Origin of the sequence: Rhizobium alarense (assembly GCF_021555155.1) — a bacterium.
In the GTDB taxonomy this organism is placed as follows: Bacteria; Pseudomonadota; Alphaproteobacteria; order Rhizobiales; family Rhizobiaceae; genus Rhizobium_D; species Rhizobium_D alarense.
On the sequence record NZ_JAKGBU010000043.1, the window covers coordinates 15,502 to 30,450 of the forward strand.

General features: G+C 68.1%; 12 protein-coding genes and 1 riboswitch. Of the genes, 6 read left to right on the plus strand and 6 right to left on the minus strand.

Translation table 11 applies throughout. The features are described 5' to 3' along the window. The 5 genes from LXM94_RS14525 to LXM94_RS14545 all read left to right on the plus strand — a co-directional run. Window positions 1–2,441, plus strand: a 2,441-nt coding sequence (locus tag LXM94_RS14525) for a P-loop NTPase family protein (RefSeq protein ID WP_235772185.1), incomplete at its 5' end; no start/stop codon positions are given. A gap of 2 nt (window positions 2,442–2,443) precedes the next feature. Further along, window positions 2,444–2,857, plus strand: coding sequence for an RNA-binding S4 domain-containing protein (locus tag LXM94_RS14530; RefSeq protein WP_235772186.1), 414 nt, complete (start codon window positions 2,444–2,446; stop codon window positions 2,855–2,857). A gap of 186 nt (window positions 2,858–3,043) precedes the next feature. Then, window positions 3,044–3,382 carry a ferredoxin FdxA gene (gene fdxA / locus LXM94_RS14535; RefSeq protein ID WP_235772187.1) on the plus strand — a complete coding sequence of 113 codons (339 nt, stop codon included), beginning with the start codon at window positions 3,044–3,046 and terminating at the stop codon, window positions 3,380–3,382. 388 nt (window positions 3,383–3,770) lie between these two features. Then, window positions 3,771–4,340: a CarD family transcriptional regulator gene (locus LXM94_RS14540; RefSeq protein ID WP_235772188.1), complete on the plus strand. Its 570-nt coding sequence runs from the start codon at window positions 3,771–3,773 to the stop codon at window positions 4,338–4,340. A 266-nt stretch (window positions 4,341–4,606) separates the two neighbouring features. Then, window positions 4,607–5,467, plus strand: a complete 861-nt coding sequence (locus LXM94_RS14545; protein WP_235772189.1) for an RNA polymerase factor sigma-32 — start codon at window positions 4,607–4,609, stop codon at window positions 5,465–5,467. 83 nt (window positions 5,468–5,550) lie between these two features. On the opposite strand, the gene LXM94_RS14550 is transcribed toward LXM94_RS14545, so the two are convergent. From LXM94_RS14550 to LXM94_RS14575, 6 genes are all read right to left on the minus strand, one after another. Next, on the minus strand, window positions 5,551–7,569 hold the full coding sequence (locus LXM94_RS14550; RefSeq protein ID WP_235772190.1) for a mechanosensitive ion channel family protein: 2,019 nt from the start codon (window positions 7,567–7,569) through the stop codon (window positions 5,551–5,553). Between the two features lie 105 nt (window positions 7,570–7,674). Next, window positions 7,675–9,117, minus strand: coding sequence for a M48 family metalloprotease (locus tag LXM94_RS14555; protein ID WP_235772208.1), 1,443 nt, complete (start codon window positions 9,115–9,117; stop codon window positions 7,675–7,677). Between the two features lie 242 nt (window positions 9,118–9,359). Continuing rightward, window positions 9,360–10,082, minus strand: a complete 723-nt coding sequence (gene thiQ, locus LXM94_RS14560; protein WP_235772191.1) for a thiamine ABC transporter ATP-binding protein — start codon at window positions 10,080–10,082, stop codon at window positions 9,360–9,362. Next, the gene (gene thiP / locus LXM94_RS14565) at window positions 10,075–11,682 is read right to left on the minus strand and encodes a thiamine/thiamine pyrophosphate ABC transporter permease (protein WP_235772192.1); all 1,608 of its coding nucleotides are present in this window, start codon (window positions 11,680–11,682) and stop codon (window positions 10,075–10,077) included. Before thiP ends, thiQ begins: the two co-directional genes overlap by 8 nt. A gap of 7 nt (window positions 11,683–11,689) precedes the next feature. Beyond that, window positions 11,690–12,697, minus strand: coding sequence for a thiamine ABC transporter substrate binding subunit (gene thiB, locus LXM94_RS14570; RefSeq protein WP_235772193.1), 1,008 nt, complete (start codon window positions 12,695–12,697; stop codon window positions 11,690–11,692). 36 nt (window positions 12,698–12,733) lie between these two features. Further along, window positions 12,734–12,848, minus strand: a riboswitch (TPP riboswitch). A 132-nt stretch (window positions 12,849–12,980) separates the two neighbouring features. Next, the gene (locus tag LXM94_RS14575; RefSeq protein ID WP_235772194.1) at window positions 12,981–13,928 is read right to left on the minus strand and encodes a homocysteine S-methyltransferase family protein; all 948 of its coding nucleotides are present in this window, start codon (window positions 13,926–13,928) and stop codon (window positions 12,981–12,983) included. 224 nt (window positions 13,929–14,152) lie between these two features. Between LXM94_RS14575 and LXM94_RS14580 the strand changes: the two genes are divergently transcribed. After that, window positions 14,153–14,809 carry a TetR/AcrR family transcriptional regulator gene (locus LXM94_RS14580; protein WP_235772195.1) on the plus strand — a complete coding sequence of 219 codons (657 nt, stop codon included), beginning with the start codon at window positions 14,153–14,155 and terminating at the stop codon, window positions 14,807–14,809. Window positions 14,810–14,949: the final 140 nt, after the last annotated feature.

The window sequence follows — 14,949 nt, forward strand, 5'->3', positions numbered from 1 at the left end:
TGGGCCTCAATCTCGACGTCGACCACGTCGCCTTCGCGCAGGACCGCAAGTTCGACGGCTACCAGTACCGCAATCTCAATGCCGGCGAGATCGGCCAGGTCGCCGGCCGCGCCGGCCGGCACCTGCGCGACGGCACCTTCGGCGTCACGGGGCGGGTCGATCCTTTCGATCCCGAGCTGGTCGAGCGTGTCGAGACCCACCAGTTCGACCCGGTCCGCGTCCTGCAGTGGCGCTCGAAGGCACTGGACTTCACGACGCTCGCGACGCTCAGGACCTCGCTCGACGCACCGCCGGCGATCAGCGGCCTGACGCGCGCGCTGCCGGCCGTCGATCAGCAGGCGCTGGACCACCTCGCCCGCTATCCGGACATCCGGGAGCTCGCGACCTCCAGCGAGCGCGTCGAAAAGCTCTGGGAAGCCTGTGCCCTGCCCGACTACCGGCGCATCGCCCCGGCCCAGCACGCCGACCTGATTTCCACCCTCTATGCCGACCTCGTGCGCCGCGGCGCCGTCAACGAGGACTTCATGGCCGAGCAGGTGCGCCGGGCCGATCGCACTGACGGCGAGATCGACACGCTTTCGGCACGAATCGCGCAGATAAGGACCTGGACCTATGTTTCGAATCGGCCGGACTGGTTGGCCGATCCGACACACTGGCAGGAAAAGACGCGGGAAATCGAAGACCGATTGTCCGATGCGCTGCATGAACGGTTGACGAAACGCTTTGTTGATCGCAGGACATCTGTGCTCATGAAGCGCCTGAGAGAGAATGCGATGCTGGAAGCTGAAATCAGTGTGAATGGCGATGTCTTTGTGGAAGGACATCATGTGGGACAGTTGGCGGGCTTCCGGTTCACCCTCGCATCGGGAACGGAAGGTCCGGACGCCAAGGCCGTCCAGGGTGCCGCCCAGAAGGCGCTGGCCCTGGAGTTCGAGGCCCGCGCCGCACGTCTGCATGCCGCCGGCAACAGCGATCTTGCGCTCGGTTCCGACGGCACGGTGCGCTGGCTCGGCGACCCTGTCGCGCGGCTTGCCGCCAGCGATCACGTCATGCGGCCGCGCGTCATCCTGCTCGCCGACGAGCAGCTGACCGGCATTGCCCGCGACCACGTCGCCGCCCGCGTCGAGCGCTTCGTCAACCATCATATCGCGACCGTGCTGAAGCCGCTCGACGACCTGTCGCGCGCCGAGGACCTCGAAGGCCTTGCCAAGGGCCTTGCCTTCCAGCTCGTCGAGAATCTCGGCGTGCTCTTCCGCCGCGACGTCGCCGACGACGTCAAGTCGCTCGACCAGGACGCGCGCGCCTCGATCCGCAAGCATGGCATCCGCTTCGGCGCCTATCACATCTTCATGCCGGCACTGCTCAAGCCGGCGCCGGCCGAACTCATCACGCTGCTCTGGGCGCTGAAGAACGACGGGCTGGACAAGCCCGGCTACGGCGAGCTTATTCCGATCCTCGCCGCCGGCCGCACCTCGGTCGTCACCGACCCCGCCTACGAGCGCACCTTCTACAAGCTCGCCGGCTTCCGCTTCCTCGGCAAGCGGGCCGTGCGCATCGACATCCTGGAGCGGCTTGCCGACCAGATCCGGCCGCTCCTGCAGTGGAAGCCGGGCGCCTCGCCGCGTCCGGACGGCGCCTATGACGGCCGCCGCTTCGTCGCCACGACCTCCATGCTGTCGATCCTCGGCGCGACGCCGGACGACATGGAAGAAATCCTGAAGGGCCTCGGCTACCGCGCCGACAGCGTGAAGGCGGAGGAGGCGGCCGCCTTCCTCGCCGCCCAGGACGGCCAGTCCGCGGCCGCTCCGGCCGGCGAGACGGTGACGGAGGCTGCGGCAGAGGCCGCCGCATCCGTGGAAACGGATGCCGACGCGGCCGAGCCCGCCGAGGCGGCCGCTGCCGAGAGCGAGGCCAATGCCGCCGTCACGGCGGTCGCGCCGACGGAAAGTGCCGACGGCGCCGCAGCACCCGCCGCCGAGACCGAAGCCCCGGCTGCGGAAGAAGAAGCACCTGCGGTCGAGCCGCGCCCCGTGCTGCTGTGGCGTCCCGGCGGCCGGAACGACGGCAGCCAGCGCCAGGGCCATCGCGGGCATGGCGCCCGCCACGGCGAACGCGCGCAGGGCGAGCGGGCCCAGGGGGAACGGCCGCACGGCGATCGATCCCAGGGCGACCGGCCCCAGGGCGATCGGCGCGGCGACCGCAACCGCGGCGGCGAACGCCACGGCAAGGGTCACGGCGAAGGCGGCCGGCAGGAGAACGGCCGTGGCCGCGACGGAAAGCCGCAGGGCGGCAACCGTCCGGAGCGGGGTGACCGGCAGGAGCGCGGCGGCAAACCGCAGCCGGCGAAATTCGAGGCCCGGCCGCCCCGCAAGGAGAAGCCGATCGATCCGGATTCGCCCTTCGCAAAGCTCGCGGTGCTCAAGGAGCAGATGAAGAAGTAGCCATGGCCGCAGAACAGCCCGCAGGATCGGCGCGGCAGCGCATCGACAAGTGGCTGTTCTTCGCGAGGCTGCGCAAATCCCGCTCGCTCGCCGCGAAGGCCATCGAGGCGGGCGACGTCGCGGTCAACGACCAGCCCGTGCGCCAGGCATCCCATCTGCTGAAGCCCGGCGACGTCGTCGTGCTGTCGCTCGACCGGCACGACCTCGTCGTGCGCGTGCTGCATCCGGGCACGCGGCGCGGCCCCTATGAGGAAGCGCGCCTGCTCTACGAAGACCTGACGCCGCCCCGCCCGCCCGCCGGCGGCGAAAGCCGCTTCGACCAGGCGACGCGCGCGCGCGGCGCCGGGCGCCCGACGAAGCGCGAGCGGCGCGAAACAGACCGGCTCAAAGGTATCGGCGATCCGTCGTCGGATTAGAAATCCGTACCGCTTGTGCTTGATTTTCCGCATGGTTTGTCCTTGCAAACCGCCTGCAAAGCCTTTACCTCCAAACTCCGTGAAGGGGCGGCTTGCGGCTGGAACAGGCCACCGAGCACCCGGCAGACCGGCCCGGTCGACGGCATCCAGACAGTCTGCCAGAACGAGAATTCGCTGGAGTGAATCATGACATATGTCGTGACCGACAACTGCATCCGCTGCAAGTACACCGATTGCGTCGAGGTATGCCCTGTCGACTGCTTCTACGAGGGCGAAAACTTTCTCGTCATCCACCCCGACGAATGCATCGACTGCGGCGTCTGCGAGCCGGAATGTCCCGCCGAGGCGATCAAGCCCGACACGGAGCCGGGGCTCGACAAATGGCTGAAGGTCAACGCCGAGTTCGCCCAGATCTGGCCCAATATCACCGTCAAGCGTGACGCGCTGCCGGAGGCCAAGGAAATGGACGGCGTCGAGGGCAAGTACGAGAAATTCTTCTCCGCCGAGCCGGGCGCCGGCGACTGACCGCGACGGTTTGCCTGGCGGCCGACGCGGACGGAACTGGGGAAAATGACGCCGCCTGCCCTTCGGGCGGGCGAGGCGGGTTTGCCGCGTGCGGCGAAGCAAATTATTGATTTCCGCACTTTTTTGTGATAGGGTCGAGATACTGATCCATGTCGTGGCACGTCGTCGTGCCCGAAAACCACCACGAAAGCAAACGTTCCCTGCGACGCCGCTCACCTCCCACCAGCAACGTTGCGTTGCTTAACTGTGATCGTGTCGCAAGAGTTCTGTTTGTGCCCTGATGGACGGACCAGCTAGGTGTCACCCGACGGTGTCCCCGTCTTTCCCGGGCCGCACTGACCCGGCCCCGGCTCTCCGCCGGGAGCGTACAAGGGAGTATTTGAATAGAATGACGACCCAGCAGAAGAAATCTTCAACGCGTCAGGGCTTCAAAACCGGTGAATCCATCGTCTATCCCGCTCACGGCGTCGGTCAGATCGTCGCCATCGAGGAGCAGGAAGTCGCCGGCATGAAGCTCGAACTTTTTGTCATCGACTTCGAGAAGGACAAGATGCGCCTCAAGGTGCCGGTTGCCAAGGCCGTCTCCATCGGCATGCGCAAGCTGTCCGAGACCGACTTCGTCGACCGCGCGCTGAAGGTCGTTCAGGGCAAGGCCCGCGTCAAGCGTACCATGTGGTCGCGCCGCGCGCAGGAATATGACGCGAAGATCAATTCCGGCGACCTGATCTCGATCGCCGAAGTCGTTCGCGACCTTTACCGTGCCGAGAACCAGCCGGAGCAGTCCTATTCCGAGCGCCAGCTCTACGAGGCCGCGCTCGACCGGATGGCTCGCGAAATCGCCGCCGTGAACAAGATGTCCGAGACGGAGGCCGTGCGCCTCGTCGAGACGAACCTCAACAAGGGGCCGAAGCGCGGCAAGGTGGTCGAGGAAGACGAGGCGCAGGACGAAGCCGCCTGACCGTCCCCGAGATCGCAAGACCCTTCGAAAACCCGGCTGCCTCCCAGCCGGGTTTTTTGTTTCATCGTTCCGGGAACCTTTTTTGCGCTGCAGCGTTGGATCCCGTCTTCCGTGCCGCCGGATCCGTCCGGGGCCGGTCGGGCAACAGCCGGGCGTGCGGCCGGACTGATCCGGCCGAGGGGCCGCCGCGTACAACCGGGATATGGGAGCGATCGTTCGTTCACCGCGATCGTTCCCCATCCGCTCTCGTCTCAGGGGAGATGCCGATGACCACGAGCGCAGCAGACCGACGCATGATCAAGCTTGCCATGTCCGCCCCCTATCTCGAACGCGACGAGGAACAGGCGCTGGCCCAGGCGTGGAAGCAGCACAGCGACCAGGAGGCGCGCAACCGCATCGCCATGGCGCATATGCGGCTCGTCGTTTCGATGGCCACGAAGTTCCGCAACTTCGGCCTGCCGATGAGCGATCTGGTGCAGGAAGGCTATATCGGCCTGCTCGAGGCGGCCGCGCGCTTCGACCCGGCGCGCGAGGTGCGCTTCTCGACCTATGCCACCTGGTGGATCCGGGCCTCGATCCAGGACTATGTGCTGCGCAACTGGTCCATCGTCCGCGGCGGCACGAGCTCGGCGCAGAAGGCGCTTTTCTTCAACCTGCGCCGGCTGCGCGCCCGGCTGGCCCGCGGCGACCGGTACCTCACCTCCGAGGCCGTCCATCAGGAGATCGCCGCCGCCCTCAAGGTCAGCCCCGCCGACGTGCGCACCATGGATGCCCGCCTCTCCTCCTCCGACATTTCGCTCCAGGCACCGCTGTCGGGCGACGGCGAGGAGAGCGCCAACCGCCTCGATTTCCTGGCAAGCGACGCGCCCCTGCCGGACGAGCAGGTGAGTGAGATGATCGACGGCGAGCGCCGCCGCAAATGGCTCGGCATGGCGATGGCGCGGCTGAACGAGCGTGAGATGACCATCATCAAGGCGCGCCGGCTCGCCGACAGCAGCTCCACCCTGGAGGAACTCGGCGACGTGCTCGGTATTTCCAAGGAGCGCGTGCGCCAGATCGAGAACCGCGCGCTCGAAAAGCTCCGCAGCGCCCTCGTCAGCGAGACGCCGGGTTTTTCCACCGCCTGACGCCGGATGCGGCGGGCGCAAAGTCAGGCGCGCCCTCCCGCCCACGGGACCGATCCCGTCCGCTCGCGCCGGCCGGCTGCGGCTCAGGGGGCGGCTTGCTGCGCGGCCTGCGCCTCGGCGCTCATCTTCTGCTGCAGCGCCCGTGCTGCTGCGGCAGCGTCCTTTTCCTCACCGCCCACCTGAACGGTCGGCTGGGCGAAATCGATGCCGCTGGCGGCGAAGGCCTGGGTGAGCATCGTATAGGCGCGCCGGCGGATCATGATCTGCTCGCCCGGCTTGCAGGTGAAGCCGACGCCGAGCTCGATGCCGAATTCGCCGATCTGCTCGACGCCCTTCAGTTTGAGCTGCTTGATGAAATGCGGCCCGAACTCCGGATCGTCCAGCAGCTGTTCGCCGATCTTCTTGACGATCTTGCGCACCTTGTCGAGGTCCGTCTTGAACGGCACGCGGATGCGGAACTTGTCGATCGTCCAGTCGCGGCTGCCGTTCTTGATCGCACCGAGCGATCCGAAGGGCACGGTGAAGACGGCGCCCCTGTGGTGGCGCAGGCGGACCGACCGCAGGCTGAAGGACTCCACGACGCCGGTATAGCTCCCGGCCTCGATATATTCGCCGACGCGGAACGCATCGTCCATCAGGTAGAAGATGCCGCTGACGACGTCCTTCACCAGCGTCTGCGAGCCGAAGCCGATCGCCACGCCGAAGACGCCGGCGCCGGCGATCAGCGGCCCGATCTCCACCCCCATCTGCGACAGCACCGTCAGTGCGGCAATGCAGAGGAGAACGGCGGCAAGCGCGTTGCGGAAGATCGGCAGCAGGGTCCGGATGCGGCTGCGCCGGGCGATCTCGTCCGGCGACTGCCCCTCCGTCGTGGAAACGGCGAGACTGCGGTCGATATAGGCACGCATCAGCTGCCAGCCGAGATCGAGAACAAGCAGGATGACGACGCTCTTGAACAGGCCGGCAATGATGGTCTGCACCAGCGACATCTGGCCGGTCACGAGCGCGAGATTGTGGCGCCAGACATAGGCCACCCAGGCCACCGCCGCGACGATGACGAGGGCGCGCATCCCGCGGACCAAAAGGACGGTGCGAAGGCTGGCGGTATCCTCCTCGCCCCAGCGGGACGCGGCGAAGGCGCGCGTCACGCGGTCGGTGACCGCGACGCCGCGGGGGACGACGACGAACATCACCCCCAGCCAGAACAGGGCCATGAAGCCGCTGCACCACAGCAGCCACAGCGCGACGACGCCGACGGTGCGCAGGACGCGCGAGACACGCAGCTGCATCGAGGCCGGCAGGTCCGGCCGCGGCGCCCAGATCGCCACGAGCACGATCAGCATCAGGGCGATCGAGAAGCCCATCGCCAGGACGATGCGCGCGTCCGGGTCCATGCCGAGACGCTTCACGATGGCCGAGAGCGCCAGCCCGGCGGAAAGAACCGCGAGAAACAGCCGCCCGCGCGAAAACTCGCGCGGCGAGATGGCTTCGACGACCAGGGCGAGGCGGCCGAGCGCGATCGCGGCGCGGCAGCCGATGACGGCGAGCAGCGAATAGAGCACGACGACCCGCATCAGCGGCGGCCAGCCGAACAGCAGGAAAAGCGCCGCCGCGGTGACGGAAAAGATGACCAGCGGGCTGAATTCCACATAGGCCTGCGTCAGCAGGCGGCTGGCGAAGGTCGCCGTCTTCACCGAGCGGCGGAAGAACCATTCGACGGCGATGCCGATGCCGATGATCAGCGCAAGCAGCACCGCGGCCGGAGCAAAGCCGCTCTCCTGCGCCTGCCGTCGCACCGACTGCGTCAGCCGGGAGAGCTCGTCGTCGACGCGCGGCACGGCGGCGAGCAGCGAGCCGATGCGCGTGCGCGCCTGCGATTCCCAGATCTCGACCTGCTCGACGGCCTCCTCGGTCGCCAGGGGCAGCGGCGCGGCCTGTTTCCCCTGGAGCCAGCTCTTCACCTCCGGATCCTCCAGCAGCCGGAGCAGCTCCACCACCTTCGCCGGCTCGGCCTCGGTCGCGGGCGCCGTCTGGGCCTCGACCCGGCCGGCAAGCAGAAGAGGCATCAGGAGTGCAAGCACGCAGAATCGTATGAAAGACATATCACCCCCAGAGAAAGAACCGAGCGCGCGGCGCTCCCCCAAGGCCTAGCTTATATGGGAACGGAAAGGCCTGCCAGCGCAACGTTGCCTTGTCCCGCAGGTGGCCTATTCGGTGATGATCTTGAACTTTTCGCCCGGCCGGACGGAACTCGTCGCCGACAGCGCGTTGATCAGCCGGAAGAGATCGAGCTTGCGGTCGGTCCCCATCATGCGGGCCGCGAGCGTCGCGATCGTGTCGGACGACGACGCGGTCACGACGCGGATCCTCAAGGGTTTCAGCGACGCGACCTCCGCCTCGCTCAGGCGGCGGAAGGACGATTTCAGCACGTCGGATGTCGTGATCAGCGCCGGCGATCCCTGCGGCACGGCCGTCAGGAACCGGTAGATCTGCTTGTCGATGCGGATCACCGTGACGTCGAACTCCCAGCGGTCCGCCGCCGCCTTCGCGGTCGCCGCCTCGAGCCCGTTGATCGTCATCGCCCGGATCGTATCCGGCTTGAGCCCGGTCACCCAGCCGCTGGAGATGTAGTTGACGAGGTTCTGGCCCTGGCTGTCGGCGACGCCGTCGAAGCGGATGGCGACATCGCCCGGCCCGGTCGCGAGCACCGCATCCGCCTTGTTGTCGATCTGGAATCCGGCCGGCACGTCGAAGCGGATGCCGAGCTTGCCGTGCAGGAAGGTCTGGCCGCGCACATAGCCTTCCTGCGGGCTGTCGCCATAGAGCAGCCCGTCGATGCCGGCGAGGTAATAGGCGCGCCCCGTCTCGCCGACCGATCCCTGCTGCCCGAAGGCGCGGGCATGCCGGCGCGCGAGCTCGACGCGCTGCGGTGCGTTGGGGTGGCTGGACAGGAAGTCGAGGCTCTGGTCGCTTTCCGGATCGACCGCCGTGAAGCGGGCATAGGCCGCCATCGAATCGAGGAAACGCGCAGCCGCATAAGGGTCGTAGCCCGCCTCGCCCAGCATGCGCACGCCGATCACATCGGCCTGGAGCTCCTGGTTGCGCGAGAAGGCGGCGAGCCGGAGCTTGCCGCGGGCGAGCGCCTGCTTGCCGGCGATGTTGCTCGACAGCACCTCCGCGACCACGCGGCTCGCGATCACCTCGGCCTCTTCCTTCTTCTGCCGCTCGATGCCGTGGTTGGCGGTGACATGCGCCATTTCGTGGCTGAGCACGGCGGCGACCTCGGCCGCGTCGTTGGCGAGCGCCAGCAGGCCGCGCGTCACGTAGAGATAGCCGCCCGGCAGCGCGAAGGCGTTGATCGCCGGCGAATTGAGGATGGTGATCCGGTAGGACTGGCTCGGATTCTCCGACACGGCCGTCAGGGCGCCGGTGATGCGCGCGACGAGCCGTTCGGTCCTGGCGTCGCGGTATTCGCCACCGTAGCTCGCGACGATGCGCGGATGTTCGCGCGCGCCGAGCTGGGCCCGCGGATCGTTCTTCTGCACTTCGGAAACGATTTGCGGGTTGGAAGACGGCGACACCGTCGGCTCATAGGATTGCTCCAGCGCGGACTGGCAGCCGGAAAGCAGCAGCGCGAGACCCGTCAGCAACGCCGCCCGCCCAAGGGCGGAACGCTTGCCGTCACGGTCGAGACGCTGGTCGTTCCACTGTATCAAACCCGCCAAGCCCCTTCGGCGACGCGCCGCGCTGCAGCAATATTCTGACAAGAGATAGTCGTGCCCTCGCCGCGGGGCAACTCCCGATTCGACGAACGGTTCCCTTTGTGGCTGCGTTGACACAGACGGGCGTCCAAAATGTGGCACCAGGCTTGCCACGAAATTAATATTATATTTCAAGGAGCAAGGAATCGTGCCAGGGCGGGCGGCTCGCGACGGCACAGGAAGGCTCCGACCGCCTCCAGCACGGCGATACGGCCGCCGTCGAGGAACATGGCGTGGTCGGCGACACGATCGATGTCATCCGGCTGGTGGGTAATGAGCAGCATCGTGCTCCGCGTTTCGCGACGGATCTCGCCGATGAGTTCGATCATCTCGGAGCGCATCGAGGGATCGAGCGCGGCGAAGGGCTCGTCCAGAAGCAGGATCGGGCGGCGGCGGACGAAGGCGCGCGCCAGCGCCACGCGCTGGCGTTCCCCGCCCGACAGCGTCGCGGGAAGCCGCGCCTCATAGCCCGCCAGCCCGACGCGCGCCAGCGCCGCCGCGACCGTCTCCCGGTCCGTTGCGGTGAGCCGCAGCCCCGGGTGCATGCCGAGCCCGACATTCTGACCGACCGTCAGATGCGCGAAGAGGTTGTTGTCCTGGAAGACGATCGAGACCGGCCGCTCGGCCGGGTCGCGGCGGCGCATGTCCTCGCCGAAGAGTTCCACCCGGCCGGCCGCGAGCGGCTGGAACCCGGCGATGATGTTGAACAGCGTCGACTTGCCCGCGCCCGAGGGGCCGGTCACCGCGACGGCAGCGCCGGCGGGGATGGCGCAGGAGAAGGCCAGGTGCCTTTCTGCAAAGGCCACCGTCGCCTCCGTCAGGTGGATCGCCGGCGCCGCGTGCGGCTCAGACATGGACGCTCCTTCCCTCGCCGCGCGCGGTCGCGGGCAGCGCCAGCAGCAGGCAGAGCATGCCGAGCAGCAGCGCGATGCCCGCCGCGTCGTCGGTCCGGTAGCTTCCCATGCGGCTGAAAAGCAGCCACGGCAGGGTGACGAAGCCGTCGGCGCCGAAGATCGCGACGGCGCCGAGGTCGCCGAGCGACAGCGCCATGGCGAAGGTGAAGGCGGTCAGCAGCGGCCTCTTCAGGGCCGGCAGGTCGATCCATCGCAGGCGATGCATCCCGGTCACGCCGAGGCTCGCCGCCAGCCGGCCCGTCCGCGCAACATGTGTCCTCACCGCCGGTCCAAGCACCCGGACGGCGAAGGGAAGCGCCATCAGCGCGTTGATCAGCGTCACGACGACCGGCGCATAGGCCCCGGTGTCGCCGAGCGGCCGCAAAGCCAGGAACCAGCCGGTGGCGATCACCACGGGCGGCACCAGCAGCACGAGGGAACCGGCCGCCGCCAGACCGGCGTCGAGCGCGCCGCGCAGCGGCGATGCGGCTCTGCGCTCGACGAGCGGGACGCAGACCACGGGCAGCGCCAGCGCGAGCGCGCAGGCGGCCGACGCGACGGCAATGGCGAGGCTCGTGGCGAGCGCCCGGTGCACCAGCGGATCGGCGGCGAGCCGCCCGGCATCGGCCGCAAGCCCCGCCACGGCGACGGCGGCTAGCGGCGCGGCGACGAAGAGCGTGAAGAGCGCCAGCACCAGCGCGTCGGCAATACGGCCCGCCGCGGCGTCGAAACGCCGGACCGGGCGTCCGCCCGTCGTGCCCTCGTCGACCGGCGCCGCGAAGACGGACAGCGCCATGAGCAGCGCGGCGGTGAGGGCGATCTGCAGGAAGGCGAGCAGGACGGCGCGCCCCGGATCGAAATCGAAGCGCAGCGCCTGGTAGATCGCGACCTCGATCGTCGTCGCCGCCGGCCCGCCGCCGAGCGTCAGCACGATGGTGAAGCTGGTGGCGCAGAGCATGAAGACCAGGCCGGCGATGCCGGGCACCAGCCGGCGCAGCACCGGCCATTCGATCAGCCGGAAGACGGCGGAGGGACCCATGCCGAGATTGGCGGCCGTCAGCCGGTATTCGCCGGGGATGCGCTCCAGCCCCGCGAGCATCAGCCGCGCGGCGAGCGGCAGGTTGAAGAAGACATGGGCGATCAGGATGCCGGTCAGTCCGTAGACATTGAGCCGGGCGGCGATGCCGAGCGCGCCGGCAATGTCGTTGACGACGCCCTGCCGGCCCCAGATCTCGATGACGCCGAGCGTCGCCACCAGCGCCGGCAGGCCGAGCGGCAGGGCCGAAAGGCCGATCAGCCAGCGCCGGCCGGGAAAGCGCCGCTGGCGCGCCAGCGCCCGCGCAACGGGAATGGCGAGCGCGACGGACAGAAGCGTCGAAAGCGCCGCCTGCAGCAGCGTGAACCGCACGACGCGCGCGACATAGGCGTCGAACAGCCCGCCGCGCGGCCCGCCGCCATGGGCGAGCAGCAGCGCGACGGCGATGCCGACGAACAGAACGACGAAGCCGAGGGCTGTGCCCCCGGCCGCAAGCAGGAAGCGTCGTTCCGCGCGGGCGTACATCAGGCCGTCACTTGCCGCTCATCGCGGCGAGCCACTCGTCGATCCAGGCCTTGCGGTTCGCCTCGACCTCTTCCGGCGGCATCAGGAAGGTCTTTTGCGGCTTGACCAGCCGGTCGAAGGCCGCCGGCAGAGCCTCGTGCGTCGGCCCGGCCGGCATCATCCAGTTGGTCTCCGGGATGATCGACTGGAAGTCCGCGCTTGTCATGAAGGTCAGGAACTCATTCGCCAGCGCCGGATCGTCCGCCGTCTTCGTCATGCCGGCGACCTCGATCTGGATATAGTGCCCCTCGGAAAAGGCCGCCGCCTGGTAGCGCTCGGTGCCCTCGGCGATCATGTGATAGGCGGGCGACGTCGTGTAGGAGAGCACCATCGGCGCCTCGCCCTTGGTGAAGAGCCCATAGGCCTCCGACCAGCCGGGCGTCACCGTCAGCACGCGGTCCCTGAGCTTCGCCCAGGCCGCACCCGCCTCGTCGCCATAGACCGACTTCACCCAGAGCAGCAGCCCGAGCCCCGGCGTCGAGGTGCGCGGATCCTCGATGACGATCTTCTCGTCCGCATTGCCCTCGACGAGTTCCTTCAGGCTCTTCGGCGGGTTTTTCAGCGTCTCGGTGTCGTAGATCACGGCGAAATGGCCGTAGTCGTAGGGCAGGAACGTGTCGTCGGAAAAGCCGCCCGGCACCGTCAGACCCTCAGGCGAAAGCCCGTGCGGCGCGAAGAGCCCGGTGGCCTTGGCTTCCGCGATCAGGTTGGTGTCGAGCCCGAGCACGACGTCGGCCTTGGTGCCCTCGCCCTCGAGCTTCAGCCGCGTCAGCAGCTCGACCCCGTCGGCGACGCCGACCCATTCGACCGTGCAGCCGCAGGCCGTCTCGAAGGCCTGCTTCACCTTCGGTCCCGGCCCCCATTCGGCGACGAAGCTTTCATAGGTATAGACGGTGAGCGTCTTCTCCTGCGCCGCGGCGGAAGAAGAAAGAACAGCGGCAAGCGCCGCGACGGTCGTGAAAAATCCCCTGCGCATCGGCGCCTCCTTCGATCCAAAAACGGGAATAGGGCGCCGGATGTGCCGTCTAATCCCTCCGCCGGTACAAACCGGATCAGGTTCTTCGGGTTGGCGCTGCGCCTCTCAGCCGTCGGATCGCAAGCGACCCGCGGCACCCCGTTAGAGCATCGGCAGGTGTAGTCCGCTCCGCTGCGCTTGGCAAGGGAGGGCGGAGAGACGGAGGCGGGACGCGAGAAACCGCGTCGGCGGAGGAAGCCTTGCTCCCTCCGCCCTGTCGCGCGCGCTCGCCCGGCCGGCCGTCTCAGGCGGCAGCCGGGATGCAGGCCTCGCAGATGGCCGCCACGTGCCGGTGGTCGGTGCCGCAGCAGCCGCCCAGCACGCGCATCGACGGGAACGCCCGCGTCAGCGCCCTGTAGCGGCGGCCGAGGTCGGCCATGTCGCCGACATCGAGCGTCTCGGACTCGTCGAGCTCCGCGTGGCTCTTCGCCGAGGCATTGGCGCGCACGCCGTGGATGCGCTGCACCCAGGCCTCGCCCCGCGCCAGCGCCCGGTCGAAATGGCTCGGATGCGCGCAGTTGATCATGTAATAGGCCGGCGACCCTCCGGTCGCCTCCTCGGTCGCCTCGACGGCGGCCCGGAGCGTCGTGCCGTTCACCAGCCGTCCGTCCGTCTCGACGGTGAAGGACACCACGCAGGGCATGGCCGCCGCCTTGGCGGCCCGCGCGATGCCCACGGCCTCGTTCACCGTGTTCATCGTGATCGCCGAGACCATGTCGGCCTGTGTGCCGGCGAAGGCGTCGACCTGGAACGCGTGGTAGTCCTCCGCCTCGTCCGCCTCCATGCGGCCGGCCTTGTAGCCGTCGCCGCGCGGACCGATGGCGCCGTTGAGCACGATCGGCGTCGCCGGCGTCTCCCACCTGTCGCGCAGGCCGGCGACGAGATCCACGGCGGCGACGTTGACGGCCTTCAGCCGTTCGGCGTCGAAGCCGACGAGCCTGCCCCAGTCGGGGCTTGCCCGCCATGTGGCGGTGTCGAGAACGAACCCCAGGCCGCGGCTTTTCGCGATCGGCAGGAAGTGCTCGTAATAGGTCACGAGCGCCGAACGCCCCGCCTCGTCCCCGAGCAGGACGAAGGATGCAAAATGCGGCAGGTCGACCCCCTGAAGAAAGATGAGCGCGGTTTCCATTCCACCGTCGCTCAGGAACAGGCCGCCATCGGCCTGCGGCAATGCGTGGCGATATTTCGCCATGGCTGAACCCTCCATGATTGCAGGCGGCCGAACCGCCCGGGACGGCGACGGTTTTCCCAGATCGCGCCGCGGCAAACCAGTGAACGCGTGGTGCGGCAAACGTTACTTTTCATAGTATCCAGCAATAGCAACGGGTTGCATTTTGTCTGCCGGCCTTCGGACACGATATGATAAGGTCGCAACCCGGCATTTCCGTACCGCAGGTACAGTTTTGGAGGCTCCTCTTGCGCAAGGGCGAGGCGACGCGTGAACGCATTCTCGACGTGGCCGAGGCGTCGGTGCTGGCCAAGGGTTTCGCCGCGACCTCGATCGAGGAGGTGATCGCCGAGGCGGGCATCACCAAGAGCGGCTTCTTCTACCACTTCCGCGACAAGAACGAACTCGCGCACGAGCTGCTGCGCCGCTACATCGCCGAGGACCACCGCATTCTCGACGAACTGTTCGGCCGGGCGGCCGAGCTGTCCGACGACCCGCTGCAGGCGTTCCTGATCGGCCTGAAGATGCTGGCCGAACTGATGGCGGACCTTCCCGGCGGCCATCCCGGCTGCATGATCGCCTCGATCTGCTACCAGGAGCGGCTGTTCGACCGCCGCGTCGTCGATCTCAACCGCGAGGCGATCGAGAGCGTCAACAGCCGCATCCGCAGCCATCTGGAGGCGATCGCCGCCGCCGGCCCGCCGCGCGAGCCGGTCGACATCGCCGTGATGGCCGAGATGCTGTCCTGCATCATCGACGGCGGCATCATCATGGCGAAGGTCACGGGGGATCCGCACCGGCTCGTGCGGCAGATCCTCGCCTACCGCACCTTCGTCAAGATGCAGTTCGCCGGCCCGTCGGCCGCCGGCGTGTCGCCGCGATCGCGCGGCGTCGCGGCCGAATAGGCCGGGCGGCAATGCGCGGTCGCGGGTCGCCGGAGGCAACGCTCTCCCGTCACGCCACCGCCGGGCGATGCTGCAAAACAACCGCCGCCAGCCGATCCGCCACCAGCCGCACTTCCGCCCTCCCGCGCCACGTGCAGGAA